Source organism: Glaciimonas sp. GG7, assembly GCF_052976905.1.
The window spans coordinates 1-17,449 of the sequence record NZ_JBRIIQ010000079.1; the positions used below are offsets into that span (position 1 = coordinate 1).

Below are 17,449 nucleotides of genomic sequence, written 5' to 3' on the forward strand. Positions count from 1 at the left end.
GGATTGGTTTTATTGGTAGGAATGGAGAGCTAAAACACGCCATGTCAAAACTGGACCGTAAGCGAGACGGTTGAGGACGTGCAGGGCTTTTTCGTTGTCGGTCAGCGGTGTTGATGCGCTTAAAGGGGGAGCGGCAAAAGCGCTGAGGGGGTTTAGTAAACTCAGCCCCAGGCTCAATAAAAACGCAATCGTAAGCAATGCTGCAAGGGAGGCGTTTAGACGGAGTTTTGATATGGTCGTCATCTGATTGCGCGTGTCCGGTGAAGTCTCTCGGATGGTGGTCAGAGCTTAACGCTCGACGGATCGAAAAGTGAACACGCGCTGTGTAACAGTATGTAATGGAATCAATGCAGGAATCAAAGCAGAAACCAAAGCAGAAACCAAAGCAGGGCTTAAAGAACTTTCCCCGGATTCATCAAATTAAGCGGGTCCAGCGCTTGTTTGATGGTCCTCATCAAACCGATCTCAATAGCAGATTTGTAGCGTAATAACTCTTCCCGCTTCAATGCGCCTATCCCGTGCTCGGCAGAGATCGAACCACCGAATTGATGCACGCTGTCATGCACGACCCGGTTGATCGCCGACTGTTGCGCCAGAAACGCGTCGGCGTTCTGGCCGACTTCGGGCGAGACGTTGTAATGTAAATTGCCATCGCCCAAATGACCGAAAGTGACGTTACGGCAACCGGGAAAATGTTGCTGCAACAAGGCGTCGGTGACGCTGATAAATATGGCGATTTCAGAAATGGGCAGGGAAACATCATGCTTGATATTTTTGCCTTCTTTGGCTTGCGCTGAGGAGATGCTTTCACGCCATTGCCAGAGCGTTTTCGATTGCGTCGATGAGCTTGCTAATACAGCATCCTGACAAATACTCTGATCCAGCGCCGTCGCTAACAGCGCTTCGAGCATGGCGCTGGCATGGGCTTCCGATTCGCTGTCTGAGATTTCCAGCAAGACGTAGTGTGGACTATGCGCAGCAAAAGGAAATGTCAAATGCGGCATATGTTTAGCAACCAATTGCAGGCACAGGTCCGACATCAACTCGAAACCGGTCAGCGCCGGGCCGCAATGGCCTTGCGCCAGTGTGAGCAGACGCAGCGCCTGATCGGGCGTTTGCAGAGCGACCAAGGCGGTGAGCTGTGCTTTTGGGAGCGGAAATAGTTTCATGACCGCTGCCGTGATGATGCCCAGTGTGCCTTCTGCGCCGATAAACAGATCGCGTAAATCGTAGCCGGTATTGTCTTTACGCAAGCCGCGCAGGCCTTGCATGATCTCGCCTTGCGCGGTGACAACTTCCAGTCCTAAACATAATTCGCGTGTGTTGCCGTAGCGTAGAACCGCTGTGCCACCAGCGTTGGTGGCGAGGTTGCCGCCGATGGTGCAGCTTCCTTGGGCGGCTAACGATAGTGGGAACAGGCGATTTGCCGCGAGTGCTGCTTCTTGCACCCGTTGCAAGATGCAGCCAGCTTCAACGGTGATAGTCTGATTGACCGGATCAACGGCGCGCATCTGATTGAGGCGGCTTAGCGACAACACAATTGCGTGGCCGCTACTATCGGGCACGCTGCCGAGAACGAGGCCGGTGTTGCCACCCTGGGGAACGACCGGGATATTAAATTGATTGCACAACTTCACAATGGCGGCGACTTCTGCGGTGTTGCCGGGTTTGACCACGGCGATGGCCTGACCTGTGTAGCGTTGGCGCTGGTCGGTCAGATACGCCGCTTTGTCGTCAGTATTGGTGAGGACGTGGGCGTACCCGATGGCATTTTTGCAGGCTTTAGTGAAATCATGGAAGTCAGTTGGCATGGTTATTTTGAGCGGGCTGCTTTTTCAATTGCTTCTTTTGCTACTGCCTTGGCGACTTTTTTGTAGGGACGCAAATACATGAGAGAGCAGACGAAGTAGATGAAGGTCAGCGCAACTTCAGCCCAGCCCAGCATGGCTGACAGATGATTGCTGTCGCTTGTTGCGCGCACGATGCCTTCGGCAAAATAAATCAAGATCAGCATGGACGACCATTGCAGCGTATAGATGTCACGCTTCAACACGCCGCGCAATGGCAGCAGCAAGGGCAGGACTTTGAGCACCATCCAGGAGCCGCCCGGGCGCAAGGGTGCTAAGAATAGTTCCCACGCTACGCACAGAGCGATGAGCGCGAGCAGACTACCGGCAGCGCCGAAGTACAGCCAGCGCGGAGGTTGCGGCGTTGGTATGTTCTGGATTGCCGTTGTATTGGTGGCATATTTGTTGCCATCGTCTTTTTTCATCGCATTTTCCTTATGCTGCTTGCAGCCTGTATGCGGTTTGGGCCAGACGTTTACCTTGGGCGATGGCCAGAGTCCGGCTCTCGGTGGAAATCGGATGGCTGCCATTCAAGCCCGACCAATGGCTCGCGCCGTAGGGAGTGCCGCCGCTGCTGGTGGTCATCAGTTCTGGCAGCGTGTACGGCAAGCCCATCACCAGCATGCCATGGTGCAGCAGCGGCAGCATCATCGAGATCAGGGTCGATTCCTGACCGCCGTGCAGGCTCCCGGTGGACGTGAACACACAAGCCGGTTTGCCAGCCAGAGCGCCGCCCAGCCATTGCGTGGTGGTGCCGTCCCAAAAATATTTTAGTGCCGAGGCCATATTACCGAAGCGGGTGGGCGATCCTAGTGCTAAGCCGGCGCATTGTTCCAAATCTTCCAATTCGACGTAGGGTGCGCCCTCTGCCGGTACCGACGATTCGGTCGCTTCGGTGACTGTAGAAATGGCCGGCACGGTGCGCAGGCGTGCTTCGCAACCGGGAGTGGCGTCGATCCCTTGCGCGATCAATTCGGCAAGTTTGCGCGTTGCGCCATGGCGGGAGTAATACAAAACCAGGATGATGGTTTTGTGGCTGGTGCTAAGGGGTGTTTTTGATAGGCTCATAGGTTGGTATTATAGGGCGCTTTGCCGCTGTCTTTGCTCCTGTATCGGGACTGAGATAGTCCCGAAAAGTATTCCCTCCATCACGCTGTAAGAACACAATAAAAATATGTTTTCATTTAAATTTTCCCGCCTGCGCGGTTTGTCATGGACTGAACTGCGCGACCTGGTGCGGTTTGCCGGACGTCGTCTGAGTGAAGAGCGGTTACCGCAAGTCGCCGGTAGTCTGACTTTCATCACGATTCTGGCGTTAGTGCCGATGGTGACGATTGCGCTGGCGATTTTTACGGCGTTTCCGTTGTTCAGTACTTTTCGGGCATCGCTAGAGGCCTATTTTGTGCACAACCTGATGCCGAAAGGGATTGCCAACACCATTCTCGATAATCTCAATCAATTCGCCAGCAAATCGGCGCGCTTATCGGCGGTCGGCGGGGTGGCGCTGGTGGTCACGGCTGGTATGACGATGTCAACGGTCGATCAGGTGTTTAACAGCATCTGGCGCGTTAAAACCCAGCGTCCACTTATCCAGCGTGCGTTGGTATATTGGACGCTGGTGACGCTGGGGCCGTTGCTCATCGGTATCTCCATTTCTGTCACGTCGCATCTGACCGAGGCCACCAATGGATTGGTCATGAGCTGGCTGGGCACCTGGTTTTATAGCGCGGTTTCGGTGGCGTTGACGACGGCGGCGTTTACCTTGCTGTATATCGTCGTGCCTAACCGGGTGGTTGACTGGCGGGACGCCGTCTGGGGCGGCTTGTTTGCAGGGATTGCGTTTGAGATTGCCAAACGCATTTTTGCCGTTTATATCATCAAATTTCCGACTTATACCGTGATTTACGGGGCGTTAGCCGCATTGCCGATTTTTCTGCTGTGGATTTATATGCTGTGGATGATCACACTGGTCGGCGCGTTGGTGGTGGCGGCGTTGCCGGTGATCAAGTATGAGCGCTGGTGGCATTTACCGGCACCCGGGAGCGCTTTTGTCGATGCGATGGCGGTATTGGCCGTCTTGCATCAGGCCCGCGCCACGGATGATTCTGCGGCTGTCAGCGCAATGCAGATTCGGCGCGCGACGCGTCTTGGCTTTGATGAGTCGGAACATTTGTTGCAGCAAATGCTGGAAGTCGGCTGGGTGGGTCGTATCAATACCGGTGCGAAGTTGCGCAAACGCATACGCTGGAATCGCCGTGCCTTATCCGATACCGATCAATGGACTTTGCTGGTCAATCCCGAGAGTCTGAAACTGGCTGAAATTTATCGCCTGTTCGTCTTTAATACGGCGTCCGACGTCATTACGGTCTCGCCAGTGGCGAAGCAAGTTGAAGAGGCGATTGAGGTCGGGCTGGATCAGTCTTTGGGGCGTTATCTGGCCTCGGCTGAGCAAGCATAGTACGCAGACAAGTAAAAACGCCCCGAAGTTCGGGGCGTTTTTCATGCAGTCCTGGCAATGTAAAAAATCAAGAGCAAGCCTTGCCATGATCAGCGTGATCGCCAGCCGCTTTGGCTGCCGCTTCTGTCATGTATGCACCGGCTTTGGTTTTTCCATACCATTTCGAGCCCATGCAATGGTAGGTTTTTGAGCTGGTGTTGACCCAGACCTGGCCGGGGCCGCCGCCTGCGGCTTGTGCCATAGCAGGGGCTGCCATTGGACTTTTCATTGGAGCTGCTGCTGCAGGAGGTGTTGCGGGAGCGGCTTTGCCGTACCAATCTTTGACTCCACCGTGACTTGAGCAAGCGCCTTTATTTGTAGCGGCGGAAGAGTAGGAGCCATCCTTACAAAGCCCGGTTGTGCCTGCCGGAGCGACAGCAGGCGCGGCGGTTTGGGCGTATCCGCTGGCGGAGAAGGTTAGTCCTGCGGTCAAGGCGATCATCGCGATTGTCATTTTCATCGTATTTCTCCAAAAGTTATTGAGATACCAATTAAATAATCTTGCTCTATGAATACTATGCATGGACGCTGATAAATACAAACACTGATTGACGGGTGATGTGTTGATTTTTGGTGATTAATTTGATGCGTCTGCTAAGTCATAACGAACTTAAAAGGTATTTGGAGGACAACTGTAATGAAATTTATTTTGTTGCTTTAATGAAACAAAATTGGGCATCCTTCCGTATGGATGCTTAAAAAGATATTTTCCCGGTGAGCATTTGGCCGTACATCACCCAATCGCCGATGAACGAATAAAGCGGCTGCTCAAAGGTAGCCGGACGATTTTTCTCAAAGACAATATGACCTGTCCAGGCAAAGCCGTAACCACAGAAAGCAGCAGCCAATAACCACCATGGATTACCGCTAAATATCAGCATCAGCAGGGCTACTAGCGCGAATGTCGAGCCGATAAAGTGCATGCGCCGACAGAGCCGGTGTGCGTGTTGGCTCAGGTAGTCTGGATAAAACGCCGCAAAAGACGTGTATTTTTTACGCCTCATTCATTTCTCCTTCAACCATACAATTTCTGTCGCAAAATTAAATAAATGCTCCAACACAGCATCCGGTTGTTCGGCCATGAGCGCATGGCCACTATCGACCTGCGCTACCTTTGCATGGGGGATGGCGCTGATGAGAGCGTTAGCCGCTTTCGGTGGCGTCATGACATCGCGTTTTCCCAGTAAAAATAAGACCGGGCAGCGCACTGCTTTTGCTGCTGCATCGCCGCCTTGATAAGCATTGCAGGCAACAAAATCGGTATGGAAAACGGTATTGGTGGCGTCCGTCCGGGCCGGATTGCGCAGGTCCTGTTGCGCTATGCGCTCCATCAAGCGTTGACTGCCGCCGAGAACATAAAAGCCGGGGCCGGGGCAAGAGGGTTTTTGGACGAAACTGGCATGCGACCATTGATTGACCATGCCGATGGCGCTTGCGGGGTCATGATTGGCGGCCTCCAATAGCGCATCCGAGACTTTCATCGGCCAGGCGCTGGCGACCATGGCAATGCCGCAGATGGCTGAGTCAGTAGCGGCGCTTTCCAATGCAATGAGCGAGCCCATGCTATGGCCGATGATGAGCGCTTGGTTGACACCGGCAGCCTCGATCAGCGCCAGCAGCCAGGCAGACATTGCCTCCACCGTTGTCAGCGGCGCGCCTTGGCTGCGCCCATGTCCGGGTAAATCGACTGCTAACACGCTAAACCCGTGGTGCGCGAAATAGCGGGTTTGCAAGGCCCAGACGGAATGGTCGTTTTGTGCGCCGTGGACAAATATCGCCGTCGGTAAGGCGGCATCAAAGGGTTTGCCACCGGTGTAGCACCAGGCGTCGTGGCCTTGAATAGTGATGAGCATTTAAGCCTCCTTTTTTGGCAGCCGTTGTGCCGCTTTCAGGCCGTAGGCCAAATCCTCAATCAGATCGTCGATATTTTCCAATCCAACCGATAGCCGCAATGTGCCTTCGCCGATTCCGGACGCGGCCAGTTGTTCGGCTGGCACGCGGAAATGGGTGGTGGAGGCGGGATGGATGACCAGCGATTTGGCATCGCCGACATTGGCTAAATGGGAAAATATTTTCAATGATTCGACCATGCGGCGACCGGCTGCACGGTCTCCCTTCAGATTGAAGGAGACTACCGCCCCGCAGCCTTTGGGGAGTAGGCGCTGCGCCAGCGCATGATCGGGATGAGATGCTAGTTCCGGGTAGGCGACTGAGGCTACGGCGTCGTGCCGCATCAGAAACTCAACCACGGCGCGGGTATTGGTGACGTGTTTTTCCATACGCAGGGCCAGCGTTTCGACGCCTTGCAAAATAGCAAAAGCGTTATGCGGGCTCATGGCTGCGCCAAAGTCGCGCAAGCCTTCGCGCCGGGCGCGTAAAGCAAAGGGCGCGACGGTTGATTCTTCAGAGAAAACCATGCCGTGAAAGCCGTCGTATGGTGCGCATAACTCGGCGAAGTGGCCGGTTTTGTCATAGGCGTGCTGCCAGTCGAAAGTGCCGCCATCGACCAACAGACCGCCCACTGCCGTACCGTGGCCGCAGAGGAATTTAGTTGCCGAGTGAAACACCAGATCGGCGCCATGATCGAACGGGCGCAGCAGATAAGGCGTGGTGAAGGTGGAATCGACCAGCAGCGGTAAATAGTATTCATGCGCTAGCGCCGCTACGCTGGCAATATCGAGTACGTCGAGGCCGGGATTGCCGAGCGTTTCGCCGAATAAGACTTTGGTATTCGGTTGAATTGCAGCGCGCCAGGCGTCCAGATCGCGTGGATCGACGAAGGTGGTGCTGATGCCGAAGCGCTTTAAGGTGTACGCCAGCAAGTTGTGCGAGCCACCGTATAGGGCGCGTGAAGCGACGATGTGCGATCCGGCTCCGGCGATGGTAGCCAGTCCAAGATGTAAGGCGGCCTGTCCGCTGGCGACCGCAATCCCGGCCACACCGCCTTCGAGGGCGGCAATGCGCTCTTCGAGCACGGCGTTGGTGGGATTGGAGATGCGCGAATAGATGTGACCGGCGCGCTCCATATTAAAGAGCGAGGCGGCGTGGTCGGAGTCCTTGAAGACGAAGGCGGAACTGAGGTAAATCGGGGTGGCACGTGCGCCCGTGGTGGGGTCGGGGATGGCACCGGCGTGCAGGGATAAAGTATCGAAACCGGGGGATTTTAGCTTGCTCATGAAGAGGCGTTCTCCTTTCAAACTGCTTAATTTAATATTGGTATATAAACATTTTTCCCGTGTAACAGTCAGCAGTAGATTTTTCGACGGGCTTAAGCTACATTCTAGGGACACATAGGACAGGGATATTTCGCAGAAATAATGCTGTTTACGCATATTTCTGCCAATTTTCTTAGCCCGACAGACTCCCCAAATACAAGACCATAAGCATAACAAGCAAAGGCAGGATGACCCAATGAAAGTTTCTGAGATACTTAAAGTCAAAGGCAACATCCTCTATACCGTGACGCCGGAGACACCGTTACTGGAGGCTGCTAATACGATGGCCGAAAAAGATATCGGCTCGCTGGTAGTGATGGAATTCGGCACACTGGTTGGCATGCTGACTTTCCGTGAGGTGTTGAAAGCGGTGCATGAAAACGGCGGTGAAGTCGGTAGCTTCACGGTGCGCAAACATATGGATGACAGTCCGATTTCGATCACGCCAGATACCGAAGTCAATGAAGTGCGACGCCTGATGCTGGAACGCCATGCGCGTTATGTTCCGGTGATGGACGCCAGTACCTTGCTCGGCGTGATGTCGTTTTATGACGTTGCCAAAGCTGTGCTGGAAGCGCAGGGTTTTGAAAACAAGATGCTCAAAGCCTATATTCGCGACTGGCCTGGAGAGTCTGCTTCGCTAGACGATTGATACCGTAGACCCCGGAGATTATTTAAAAAAAACCGTTGGTGGCACAATTGGCCGCCGACGGTTTTTTTATATCTGCTATTAACTTATTTGACGATTGCTTATGCCCGCACAAAACCGACCAAATCAATTCTCCTTGTTGCGCCAGCGCCGCTTTGCGCCGTTCTTTTGGACGCAGTTTTTAGGGGCCTTCAATGACAATGTATTCAAGACAGCGTTGCTGACGATCCTCACTTATGACGCGCTGAGCTGGACCACGCTGGACTCCGGCTTTCTGAATAATTTGATTCCCGGTTTGTTTATCTTGCCGTTCGTACTGTTCTCGGCAACATCGGGCCAATTCGCCGATAAATTTGAAAAGTCGCGCATTGCGCGCTATGTAAAAGTACTGGAGATTGCGATTATGTCGTTAGCCGCGTTTGGCTGGATGACGCATAACCTCTGGTTGCTGATAGGTGCGGTGGTCGGCATGGGCTTGCATTCGACATTATTCGGCCCGGTTAAGTACGCTTATTTACCTCAGCAGTTAAAGAAGGACGAGCTCATTGGCGGCAATGGCGTCATTGAGATGGGCACCTTCGTCGGTATTTTGTTGGGTGAAATTATTGGTGCGGTGCTGGTCGTGCAAAGGCCGTGGGGAATCCCACTTGTGGCGGGCTGCACACTATCCGTGGCGGTCATCGGTTGGCTGTTTAGCTGCCGCATTCCAATCACACCAGCGCCTGAGCCGAGCTTGAAAATTAATTGGAATCCGTTCACCGAAACGGTCCGCAATCTGGGTTTCTCCCGTAAAAATCGGCCAGTGTTTCTGGCGATGCTGGCGAATTCCTGGTTTTGGTTTTATGGGGCGATTATCCTGGCGCAGTTTCCGTTGTATGCCAAAAATTATTTGCATGGCGATCATAGCGTTTTCGTTCTATTGCTCACCGTGTTTTCACTCGGCGTCGGTACCGGGTCGTTGCTGTGCGAATGGCTTTCCGGGCGCAAGGTGGAAATTGGTCTGGTCCCACTGGGGGCGATTGGGTTGTCGGTGTTTGGGTTGGAATTGTTTCTCGCCAGTGGGGCTTATATCAATACCAGCGCCGTGGATTTTCTCGGGTTTGTTGCGCACAGCGGTAGCGTACGGGTTCTGTTCGCCTGTTTGATGATCGGCTTGTTTGGCGGTGTGTACGTCGTGCCCTTGTTCGCGGTCATTCAGACCCGTTCTGATCCCGCCCATTTGTCGCGAACCATCGCGGGGATGAATATCCTCAACTCTTTATTCATGGTGGTAGCCGCCTTGTTGGCGATGGTGTTATTAAATGTCGGGATGACGATTCCTCAGATTTTTATGTTGACTGCGATTTTGAATGCCGTCGTGACGCTCTGTATTTTTTCGGCCGAGCCGGACTATCTGCTGCGTTTTCGGGGCTGGATATTGCGTCGTGAGGGGGTCTGAGCATGCAGATAAAACCATCTGATCTACGTCCGATTATTTCCCGTTGGCTGCAAGAAAAGCAGCTCTCGCCTGCGGCCGGAGAACGCGCATTAGCGTTGTCTGGCAACTTGCCCGACGGCACCGACTGGAAGCATTTTCTGGAGAAAGTGTGTTTGTTTTCCGGGGCTTTGTTTCTCGTGGTCGGAGTCATTTTTTTCTTTGCCTTTAACTGGCAAGAATTGCCGAGACTGGCAAAGTTCAGTTTGCTGCAAGGTATGCTCATCACGGCAGCCTTACTGGCCCATCGTTTTACGCTAGATACCGCAAAGGGCCAGGCCGCAATGCTAGCTGCGATGCTGTTATGTGGCGCGCTGCTAGCCTATTTCGGGCAAACCTATCAAACCGGCGCCGATCCTTATCAATTATTTCTAACCTGGAGTATGTTGATTTTTCCGTGGGTATTGATCTCGCGCCTCAATACGGCCTGGTGTTTATGGTTGGGATTATTGAATCTGGCGTTGGTGTTGTATGTAGAGCGGGATACCTTGGATTTTTTCGTCGCCAAGGAGACCGAGAACGGCTTGATGGTATCGGTCTTCTGGCTCAATCTGGTGGTTTGGGCTGGCGCTGAAATTAGCGTAAAAGTCAGCGTTCCTCGCAGTTATCAGCAATCCGAAGTAGCCGTAAAATTATATAAATACCGGTACTTTATTCGCTTTGCTGGTTTGCTCGTATTGGCAGCACTGACGCTCGGTACGATTTATTTTATTTTTTTGCGGACACGGATGATGGCGCCATCGCTATGGATAAATAGCAACGCGATTGCCATGTTGGTGGTTCTCGCCGGATTTTTCGTCCTGTATCGCCGTCGCCATGATCTGCCATTATTAAGTGCCAGCTGTCTGGCGTTGATTGTGATCGGAGCGGTGCAACTGGACGTCTTATTTTTTCCTGGTTTGAATGATAGTTCGCCCTTTAATTTGATGGCGATTGTTCTGTTTCTTGTCGGCACTTCGACCATCGCTGCGCTGTGGTTGCGCAGCTTGCAACGCAGGTGGCGTCAAAAGGAATTGGCATGAAAGCGCATGCGGACAGGTTGTGGCAACAGTTGCATACCGATGGTTTGGTGAAGACGGTACAAGCGCCAGCAGGGTTGTCCACAGATGTGGCGACGCCTTGGTATATCAATTTGATGCTGGGTCTTAGTAGCTGCGTGGGCGGCGTGTTTCTGATGTATTTTTGTATGTCGTTTATCGATCGGTCGATGTATGAGGCCCGCATTTTGCTGGTTGTCGGGTTAGTGCTGGTTGCGGTCGCGTGTGCCATTTATCAGATGATTCGGCGCACTGGCATGGCCGATTTCGGGCAGTATTTTGCGCTGACATTGAGTCTGGCCGGTCAGGGCATGTTGCGATATTGGCTGGTGTCGACGTATGGCGCAAATGGCGTCGGGTCATTGTTTGCGATGGCGGCATTTGAACTGGTCTTGATTGTGCTGGCACCTAATTTTTCTCACAGAGTGTTGAGTACTTTTTTGTTGCTACTGACATTGGATCTTGGGTGCAGGACATTGTTGGGAGCCAGCCCTGTTCTGCCGATTTGCACCGGGCTGGTTGCGTTGCTGTGGTTGGATGAATCCAACTGGCAAGTGCGCTTGCGGCAGGCGTTTCTGCCGATGGCGGTTGGGTTGACGTTGTCTTTGCTGTGGTTGGCGTTGATCGTGCAAGGGGACGGTCATCGCAGTGCTCTGGGCGATGGATTATCCGGTTGGTTATATCTGCTTGATCCGATTGTCGTCGGGCTGATCTTTGTGGCACTGGTGGCCCAGTTGAGTGCCCGATTATCGCTGGCACGACGTTGTGCCGCTCTCGGTTGCGGATTGACGCTGGCGATATTCGGTGGTTGGGTGATTGGTCTGGTATTGGGAGCGATGTTGCTGTTGCTGGGGTTTGCACGGGGGCGGCGCGAGTTGACTGCGACAGGCATTGTTGCAACGCTGGGCTATCTATCGTGGTTTTATTACTCCCTGCAATGGACGCTGCTCACCAAATCGATCGGTTTGATGTTGTCAGGCGGCTTGCTATTGCTAGCTTACGTGGCCCTTTGCCGCGTGCACACGGAGACTAAACATGCTTGACCGCAATACCGTAAAACATAATCGCGGCGGCTTGATATTAATCGGCTTGATGTTGATTCTGGCGGCGATTAATCAGGCGATCTGGCACAAAGAAGAGATTCTCAAGTATGGTCGCAGCGTGTCGCTGGCGTTAGCGCCCGTCGATCCACGCTCGTTGATGCAGGGCGATTACATGGCGCTGGACTTGGAGCTTTCGCGTGCTATCGCCGCCGCCAGCTCAACCCTGCCGGAGTCGGGCAAGGCGGTATTGTCAGTGCCGCCCAATGCGCCAGCCACATTTGTCCGGCTGGCTGATGGCAAACCGTTGGCAGAGGACGAAGTATTGATTGAATATCGTTTGCGCAATGGCCGTGTCAAAGTAGTCACGGATGCATGGTTTTTCCAGGAAGGTCAGGGTATGGCGCTGGCCGCGGCGCGTTACGGACAATTTCGCGTCGCGCCTGATGGACAGGCGTTATTGGTTGGTTTGCAGGATGAGCATTTGAAGGCTATTAGCCTATCGCCAAAAAAGTTGCCTTAGCGGCGACCCAATTGACCCTGCACTGGTAAAATTCTCGTTTAGCCTATTTATCAGGATCATCATGCCCGGCAATACCTTTGGCGCGTTATTTACCGTTACCAATTTTGGCGAATCCCACGGCCCGGCAATTGGCTGCGTCGTCGATGGTTGCCCTCCCGGGCTAGTCTTGTCAGAGGCCGACATCCAGCCCGATCTGGACCGCCGCAAGCCCGGCACCTCGCGCCACGTCACCCAACGGCAAGAGCCGGATACGGTCGAGATTTTGTCTGGCGTCTATGAAGGCAAAACCACCGGCACGCCGATTATGTTGCTCATTCGCAATCAGGATCAGCGCAGCAAGGATTACGGCAATATTGTCGAAACCTTCCGTCCCGGTCATGCCGATTACACCTATTGGCAAAAATACGGCATCCGCGACCCCCGCGGCGGCGGTCGTTCCTCGGCCCGTTTAACCGCGCCAACAGTGGCGGCGGCGGCGATTGCCAAGAAATGGTTGCTGCAACAATACGGCACTACTTTTAAAGGCTGCATGAGCCAGCTCGGCGAGATTCCGATTGTGTTCGAATCCTGGGACCATGTCCGCGAAAATCCCTTCTTTGCGCCCAATATCAGCCAAATCCCTGAGCTTGAGGATTACATGGACGCCTTGCGTAAGGATGGCGATTCTTGCGGTGCGCGCATCGACGTCGTTGCCAGCAATGTTCCGGTGGGTCTGGGCGAGCCTTTGTATGACCGGCTCGACGCCGATATTGCCTACGCGATGATGGGGATTAATGCTGTCAAGGCGGTCGAAATCGGTGCCGGGTTTGAATCGGTGGCGCAAAAAGGCTCAGTGCATGGCGATGAAATCACGCCGCAAGGGTTTTTGTCGAATAACGCTGGCGGCATACTGGGCGGTATTTCGACCGGGCAAGATATTACGGTGACCATTGCGATCAAGCCGACGTCCAGCATCCGCACACCGCGTCAGTCTATCGACAAGCAAGGTACGCCAACGACGGTGGAAACCTTTGGCCGCCACGATCCTTGCGTTGGAATTCGGGCTACACCGATTGCCGAGGCTATGTTGGCTTTGGTTTTGATGGATCACGCGTTGCGTCATCGGGCGCAATGCGGGGATGTGAAAGTGGATCGGTTGGTGAATCCGGCTTAGTTATTTCTGTGTGTCGGTCGGTGTTCAGATGCAGATTTGCTGCGCCGACGTGCCTCCCTCATTTGTGTACATGACTGACGGCTCTCAGGTCTGGCCGTCAGCTTCTTGGTTTTCCATATTTTCGAACTATTCTTTGAAGTAGCGACGGTGAGCTGCTTCGTGCCTTCCTCAGTGTGTTTTTACCAATCGGCACGTAAATATGCTTGATATATCGGTACTATTTTTCGGCAATCTGCTGCTAGGCGCGGTGTTGGGCGCAGTCGGTGGTGTCTTTGGTATTGGCGGCGGCCTCATTGCCATTCCGGTGCTGGGCATGTTGTATGGAATGGATCAGCAATTGGCGCAAGGCACGGCGCTGGTGATGATCGCGCCCAATGTATTGATCGGTTTTTGGCGTTATCGCCAGCGTAATAGTCTGGATTTACGTGCCGCAAGCATGCTGGGCGGCTCGGCGGTAGTGGTGACCTACGCCAGCGCTTGGTACGCCACCGTGATTGCTGCTAATACGCTGCATTTTGCCTTTGCCGTCTTCATGGAAGTGCTGGGCTGTTATTTGTTGTGGAACTTGCTGCGGCGTAAATCGTCCATGCCTCCAAGAACTGCGTTAGGCCTGAATTATCTGCCGGTGGTCGGTGTGGTTGGTGGGGCGGTTTCCGGTTTTTTCGGGGTCGGCGGCGGTGTTGTAGCTCCGCCTGCGTTGGTGGGGTTTTTCGGCATGACGCAAACCGCCGCCCAAGGCATGGCTTTGGCGCTGGTGTCGCCGGGGGCGGTGGTGGCGTTGTGCACTTTTGCGTATGCCGGGCATGTGAATTGGCAAGTCGGGATTCCGTTGGCGATTGGTGGCATATTGAGTGTGTCGGCGGGCGTCACATTGGCCCACCGTTTACCGGAACGACGGTTGAGATTAGCTTTCAGCATCGCGCTCATTGTGTTGGCTGGATGGTTGATTTTGCGTGGTTGATGATTTTATGCAGGCAGGCCGCTAGCGCATCACTAAATGATCGCTAAACGGCCATACTAATTGCGGTGAGGAGACAACACTGTGGACCCACTTTCAACGATAGCGATGGCCGCTGGCTTATCTTGGGCTAGCGGCATTCGCTTATATATGGCGCTATTCGTCGCCGGATTATTCGCCCGGCTGGACTGGATAACGCTTCCGCATGCGCTCAATGGATTGCAATCGCCCTGGATTCTCGGTCTGACCGGCGCACTCATGCTCATTGAGTTTCTGGCCGATAAAATCCCCGGACTCGATTCAGTCTGGGATGCGATTCAGACTGTCATCAGGATTCCTGCTGGTGCTGTACTCAGTGCGGCGGCTTTGGGGGCGATGGACCCGGCGTTGACCACTGCCGCCGCGTTGCTCGGTGGTACGGTGGCCGCTGGTGCGCATGCGACCAAGGCGAGTAGTCGGGCGATGATCAATACTTCGCCTGAACCATTGAGTAACTGGACGGCCTCAGTGACAGAAGACCTGTCCGTACTGGGCGTTTTATGGGCGGCGTTTTATCATCCCTGGATTTTGTTCGGATTTTTGTTGGTGTTTTTTATTTTTGCCATCTGGTTGTTACCCAAGTTGTGGCGTAGTCTGCGCTGGGTTTTTCATAGGCTTAGTACATGATTGCTCAATCCCTGCGTATGACCCGACGCGATTGGCGCGCTGGTGAATTACGGTTCTTATTAGTGGCGTTGATTGTGGCGGTCGCGGCGTTATCCTCGGTTGGATTTTTTGTCGACCGTATGCGGGCCGGATTAGCCCGCGATGCGCATCAATTACTCGGCGCTGATTTGCTGATCGCCGCCGATCAGCCGATCAATGCCAACTGGCGTAGCGAAGCCCAAAAGCGTGGTCTGACGATTGCCGACACCATCGTTTTCCCCAGCATGGCGTTAGCCGGTGAGGGTGACGACGCCCGCAGCCAACTGGCATCCTTAAAAGCCGTCTCAGGCGGCTATCCATTACGCGGCCATTTACGCATCGCCGACAAGCCTGATAACGATGGCGTTCTCACCCGCGCCATTCCCGCAGCAGGCACGGTGTGGGTTGATCAAAATATTCTGAGTGCATTAAATCTCCCAGTCGGCGCGCCGCTTAAATTAGGCGATCGTCGTTTTACGATTGCGCATATTTTGTCGAATGAACCGGATCGTGGCAGCGGCTTCGTCAATTTTTCACCCCGTGTCATGTTGGCGATGGCCGATCTGGCGTCTACCCATTTGGTGCAGGACGGCTCACGCGTGACGTATCGTTTATTGCTGGCTGGCGCTGCGCCGCAAGTGCAGGCTTTTCAGGATTGGGTAGAGGCCGACATCGTACGTACGAATGTCAAAGGGGTGCGGATTGAATCGCTGGAAACCGGTCGCCCGGAAATGCGCGCCACGCTGGATCGGGGCGAGCAGTTTTTGTCTCTGGTCAGTCTGCTCTCGGCGATGTTGGCGGCGGTGGCGATTGCGATGGCTGCACGCCGGTTTATGTTGCGTCATCTGGATGCATGCGCCATGTTGCGTTGTCTGGGCTTGACCCAGAATCAAGTGACGCGGCTATATCTGTATGAATTTTTATGCATAGGTTTAATCGGTAGCATCATTGGCGCGCTGGCAGGTTTTGGTGGGCATTTTGTGCTGCTGGAATGGCTGGGCAAGTTTGTCTCGCACGATTTGCCGTCGGCTAGTCTGATCCCCGGTTTGCAAGGGATTGCGACGGGCTTGCTGTTATTGCTGGGGTTTGCGTTGCCGCCGATTTTGCAGCTACGCAACGTGCCCCACAACCGCGTGATACGGCGTGAGCAAGACGCACCGCAAGCAATGGTGCTGGCAACCTACGGCCTGGGCACGCTGACGTTTATCGCTTTGCTGTTATGGCAGGCTGGCGACGTTAAGTTGGGTTTGCTCACCGCGCTTGGATTTCTCGGCGGGTTTGTGGTGTTTGCCGGGGTTGCGTGGCTGGCGTTGAAATCGTTACGGTATTTGCGCAGCGTACTTAAGCATCCTAGCTGGCGTTTTGCCCTGACCGGTCTGCAACGGCGTCCGGGCGCGACCATCGTGCAAATCGTGGCGTTGGCGCTGGGATTGATGGCGTTATTGTTGCTCACCGTCATCCGTGGCGATCTGATCGGTGCATGGCGTTTGGCTACGCCGCCAGATGCGCCGAATCGGTTTGTTATTAATATTCAGCCCGATCAACGTGCTGATATCAATCAACGGCTCATTGCCGGTGGCGTTGCTGACCCAACGATGTATCCGATGATTCGCGGTCGTCTCACAGAAATCAATGGCAAGACGATTACCGCCGATAGCTATCAGGAAGATCGCGCCCGGCGCTTGGTTGAGCGTGAATTTAATTTGTCCACGATGGTGGATGTGCCGCCCAAAAATAACCTTGTTGCCGGAACCTGGTTTAAAGATGATCAGCCTGAAGCATCGGTGGAAGAGGGGTTGGCTAAGACGCTCAATTTGAAGTTGGGCGACAAATTGACGTTTGATATTGCCGGGCAGACCGTGAGCGCGCCGATTACCAGTTTGCGCAAACTAGAGTGGGGATCGATGCAGGTGAATTTCTTTGTCATCCTCAATCCCAAGGCGATGGTCGATATGCCGCGTAGCTGGATTACGGCGTTTCATTTGCCGCCTGCGCATAGCAATTTGGGCAATGCGTTGACGCGCGACTTTCCTAATCTCACTGTGGTTGATATCGGCAGCCTCATTAAGCAATTGCAAGACGTGGTGAATCAGGTTGTCGCCGCAGTGGAGTTTTTGTTTTTGTTCACGTTGGCGTCGGGCGGGTTGGTGTTGTATGCGGCCTTGCTGAGTTCGCAAGACGAGCGCATGCGTGAGGCGGGTTTGTTGCGGGCGTTGGGGGCGACGCGCAAGCAGTTGTCGCATGCGCAGTGGATTGAGTTTGGCTTGATTGGTTCTTTGGCGGGGTTTTTGGCTGCTAGCGGGGCGGCGGCTACTGGCTGGGCGTTGGCGCATTTTGTGTTTAGTTTTACTTGGACGTTTAGTGTGTGGATT

The 17,449-nt window shown here is 53.9% G+C and carries 17 protein-coding genes and 1 pseudogene; 10 read left to right on the plus strand and 8 right to left on the minus strand.

All coding sequences use genetic code 11. The features are described from left to right. Positions 1–9 precede the first annotated feature (9 nt). The 4 genes from ACVBEF_RS15995 to wrbA form a co-directional block, all read right to left on the minus strand. On the minus strand, positions 10–243 hold the full coding sequence (locus ACVBEF_RS15995) for a hypothetical protein (RefSeq protein ID WP_447124925.1): 234 nt from the start codon (positions 241–243) through the stop codon (positions 10–12). 149 nt (positions 244–392) lie between these two features. After that, positions 393–1,811 carry an FAD-binding oxidoreductase gene (locus ACVBEF_RS16000; protein ID WP_447124926.1) on the minus strand — a complete coding sequence of 473 codons (1,419 nt, stop codon included), beginning with the start codon at positions 1,809–1,811 and terminating at the stop codon, positions 393–395. Positions 1,812–1,813: 2 nt separating this feature from the next. Continuing rightward, on the minus strand, positions 1,814–2,272 hold the full coding sequence (locus tag ACVBEF_RS16005) for a DUF2069 domain-containing protein (RefSeq protein WP_447124927.1): 459 nt from the start codon (positions 2,270–2,272) through the stop codon (positions 1,814–1,816). Between the two features lie 10 nt (positions 2,273–2,282). Then, positions 2,283–2,915 carry an NAD(P)H:quinone oxidoreductase gene (wrbA, locus tag ACVBEF_RS16010; protein ID WP_447124928.1) on the minus strand — a complete coding sequence of 211 codons (633 nt, stop codon included), beginning with the start codon at positions 2,913–2,915 and terminating at the stop codon, positions 2,283–2,285. 106 nt (positions 2,916–3,021) lie between these two features. On the opposite strand from wrbA, the gene ACVBEF_RS16015 reads away from it, so the two are divergent. Next, complete coding sequence (locus tag ACVBEF_RS16015) at positions 3,022–4,305, plus strand: YihY family inner membrane protein (protein WP_447124929.1); 1,284 nt, start codon at positions 3,022–3,024, stop codon at positions 4,303–4,305. Between the two features lie 67 nt (positions 4,306–4,372). On the opposite strand, the gene ACVBEF_RS16020 is transcribed toward ACVBEF_RS16015, so the two are convergent. From ACVBEF_RS16020 to ACVBEF_RS16035, 4 genes are all read right to left on the minus strand, one after another. Further along, a complete protein-coding gene (locus tag ACVBEF_RS16020) occupies positions 4,373–4,804 on the minus strand; it encodes a DUF3761 domain-containing protein (protein ID WP_447124930.1) in 432 nt (143 codons plus the stop codon). 235 nt (positions 4,805–5,039) lie between these two features. After that, entirely contained in the window at positions 5,040–5,348 is a 309-nt protein-coding gene (locus ACVBEF_RS16025; RefSeq protein ID WP_447124931.1) for an Mpo1-like protein, read from the minus strand. After that, entirely contained in the window at positions 5,349–6,197 is an 849-nt protein-coding gene (locus ACVBEF_RS16030) for an alpha/beta fold hydrolase (protein WP_447124932.1), read from the minus strand. Further along, on the minus strand, positions 6,198–7,520 hold the full coding sequence (locus ACVBEF_RS16035; RefSeq protein ID WP_447124933.1) for an O-acetylhomoserine aminocarboxypropyltransferase: 1,323 nt from the start codon (positions 7,518–7,520) through the stop codon (positions 6,198–6,200). Between the two features lie 235 nt (positions 7,521–7,755). Here ACVBEF_RS16035 and ACVBEF_RS16040 point away from each other — a divergent pair, with 235 nt between their 5' ends. From ACVBEF_RS16040 to ACVBEF_RS16080, 9 genes and pseudogenes are all read left to right on the plus strand, one after another. After that, positions 7,756–8,211: a CBS domain-containing protein gene (locus tag ACVBEF_RS16040; protein WP_447124934.1), complete on the plus strand. Its 456-nt coding sequence runs from the start codon at positions 7,756–7,758 to the stop codon at positions 8,209–8,211. A gap of 100 nt (positions 8,212–8,311) precedes the next feature. Further along, a pseudogene (locus ACVBEF_RS16045) lies at positions 8,312–9,628 on the plus strand (MFS transporter); the annotation flags it as partial. 20 nt (positions 9,629–9,648) lie between these two features. Then, positions 9,649–10,704 (plus strand): DUF2157 domain-containing protein, encoded by a 1,056-nt coding sequence (locus tag ACVBEF_RS16050; protein WP_447124935.1) that lies wholly within the window; start codon positions 9,649–9,651, stop codon positions 10,702–10,704. After that, positions 10,701–11,762 (plus strand): DUF4401 domain-containing protein, encoded by a 1,062-nt coding sequence (locus ACVBEF_RS16055; protein ID WP_447124936.1) that lies wholly within the window; start codon positions 10,701–10,703, stop codon positions 11,760–11,762. Before ACVBEF_RS16050 ends, ACVBEF_RS16055 begins: the two co-directional genes overlap by 4 nt. Then, positions 11,755–12,282 carry a GDYXXLXY domain-containing protein gene (locus ACVBEF_RS16060; RefSeq protein ID WP_447124937.1) on the plus strand — a complete coding sequence of 176 codons (528 nt, stop codon included), beginning with the start codon at positions 11,755–11,757 and terminating at the stop codon, positions 12,280–12,282. Before ACVBEF_RS16055 ends, ACVBEF_RS16060 begins: the two co-directional genes overlap by 8 nt. A gap of 61 nt (positions 12,283–12,343) precedes the next feature. Continuing rightward, positions 12,344–13,435 (plus strand): chorismate synthase, encoded by a 1,092-nt coding sequence (gene aroC / locus ACVBEF_RS16065; protein WP_447124938.1) that lies wholly within the window; start codon positions 12,344–12,346, stop codon positions 13,433–13,435. 199 nt (positions 13,436–13,634) lie between these two features. Beyond that, positions 13,635–14,396 (plus strand): sulfite exporter TauE/SafE family protein, encoded by a 762-nt coding sequence (locus ACVBEF_RS16070; RefSeq protein WP_447124939.1) that lies wholly within the window; start codon positions 13,635–13,637, stop codon positions 14,394–14,396. 105 nt (positions 14,397–14,501) lie between these two features. Continuing rightward, entirely contained in the window at positions 14,502–15,059 is a 558-nt protein-coding gene (locus ACVBEF_RS16075; RefSeq protein WP_447124941.1) for a DUF4126 domain-containing protein, read from the plus strand. After that, positions 15,056–17,449: ABC transporter permease (locus ACVBEF_RS16080; RefSeq protein ID WP_447124940.1), on the plus strand; the 2,394-nt coding region annotated here is incomplete at its 3' end. The genes ACVBEF_RS16075 and ACVBEF_RS16080, both read left to right, overlap by 4 nt.